General features: G+C 76.1%; 1 protein-coding gene. It reads left to right on the top strand.

Annotated features, from left to right (window positions below):
* Positions 1-118 precede the first annotated feature (118 nt).
* Positions 119-2044 (top strand): ATP-binding protein (locus B0E53_RS35875; RefSeq protein ID WP_107079863.1); only part of this gene is annotated, 1926 nt, incomplete at its 3' end.

The following is a 2044-nucleotide window of genomic DNA, read 5'->3' as shown; positions in this document are numbered from 1 at the left end:
GGGGCCGCCCCGCCGCCGGCGGCGGCCCGCCCGGGCCCGCGGGCGTTCCCGGCGGGCGGCGAACTCCAGCCGGTCGGCGCCGGACGGGCCGGCGAAGCCGAGCGGTGGAGGCCGTTCGATGCTGCTCGGTAGGCTCCGGATCCGGGGCCGGCTCGCCCTGCTGGTGATCATCCCGCTGCTCAGCATGGTCGGGCTGGCCGTGCCGGTGGTCCTCGACCGGGTCGCCGCCGCCCAGCGGGCCGCCGACACCGCCGACACCGTCCGGGTGGCCAGCCGGATCGGCAGCCTGGTGCAGGACCTCCAGCAGGAACGGCTGCTCTCGGTGGGGTCGCGGCTCGGCCGGGTGACCCGCACCGAGCTGATCCAGAAGTCCGCCACGGTGGACGACCGGGTCGCCGACCTGCGCGCCGAGTCACTGCCGGCGCCGGTCCGGGCGGCCCTCGACGGGGTACACACGCTGGCCGACCTGCGTACCGCCGTGCTGGCCGGGAAGGCCACCCCGGACGAGATCATGACCGCGTTCCGCGCCGTCGACATGGCGCTGATCGAGGCGCTGCGGCTGCCGTTCCAGGTGGACACCGGCACCTCGGCCGGGCGGCAGGTGCTGGCGCTGGACGCGCTGCTCCGTGCCGACGAGGGGCTGAGTGCCTGCGCCACGCTGATCGTGCTGGTCAAGGCGACCGGCGACCCGAAGGTGGCCGGCTCGTACATCGCCTGCATGGCCGCGCTCCAGGTGGACAACCAGCGGTTCCGCCAACTGATCACACCGGAGCAGTACCGGCTGGCCATGCTGGACGACGCCGCCGTGGCCGCCCGGACCAGCCCCACCTTCCTGGTCGACAGCGTCAAGGACCCGGTCGCGGCGATCGCGGCGGTGCCGCTGGACGCGCTCTTCCCCTCGGTCCGCTCGATGATCACCCTCGGCCAGTTCGTGGAGAAGAAGATCGTCGCCGACGTCATCGCCGAGACCCGGAACGAGCAGCGGGACGCGCTCGCCGCCGCCTGGCTGGTCGGCGGGGCGGCCGCCCTCGTCCTGCTGAGCGTGGTGCTGCTCAGCATGGCGGTGGCCCGGACCGTGGCGCGGCCGCTGACCCGGCTCACCCGCTCGGCGGACCGGGTCGCCCGGGTCGCCGAGGCCGAGCTGACCCGGGTGGTCGACGACGAGGTGGAGACCGTTCCGCCGGTACGCCTCGACCCGGTGGACGTGGGGGCGGAGCGGCGGGACGAGATCGGCGACCTGGCCCGGGCGTTCGAGCGGGTGCAGCACACCGCCGCCCGGCTGGTCGAACGGCAGGTGGCCGGCCGGCGCAACGTGGCGCAGATGCTCGGCCACGTCGGCCGGCGTACGCAGAACCTGGTCGGCCGGCAGATCGCCCTGATCGACCGGCTGGAACGGCAGGAGACCGACCCGGGGCGGCTGGAGCACCTGTACCGCCTCGACCACATCTCCAGCCGGCTGCGCCGAAACGCCGGCAGCCTGGTGGTGCTCTCCGGTGCCACCGGCTCGGACGGGCACGTCGCGCCGGCCCCGCTGGCCGACCTGGTCCGGCTCGCGCTCGGCGAGATCGAGGACTACACCCGGGTGGACGTGCAGGTCCCGCCCGGGGTCTCGGCGGCGCCCGCCACCGCCGGCGACCTGGTGCTCGCGCTCGCCGAGCTGATGGAGAACGCGACCGCCTTCTCCCCGCCGCACACCCGGGTGCTGGTGGCCGCCGAGCAGACCGACGCCGGCGCCCGGCTCACCGTGGTGGACCGCGGCATCGGCATGACCGAGGAGCGCCTCGCCGAGGAGAACGCCCGGCTCACCCGCCGGGAGCGGCTCGACCTGGCCCCGACCGAGGTGCTCGGGCTCTTCGTGGTGGGCCGGTTGGCCCGCCGGCACGGCTGGACGGTCCGGCTGGCCGCGACGGCCGGCGGCGGGGTGACCGCCCACCTGGACGTCCCGGCCGCCCTGCTGGTGGTCCGCCGTCCCGAGCGGGCCGGCGCCACCGTGGCGCGGGCCACCGTGCCGCCCCGGGAGCGGCGGGCCCTACCGGAACCCGCC

Source organism: Micromonospora sp. MH33, from assembly GCF_003013775.1.
Classification (GTDB): domain Bacteria; phylum Actinomycetota; class Actinomycetes; order Mycobacteriales; family Micromonosporaceae; genus Micromonospora; species Micromonospora fulviviridis.
This window is presented reverse-complemented; position numbering and strand designations above follow the sequence as displayed.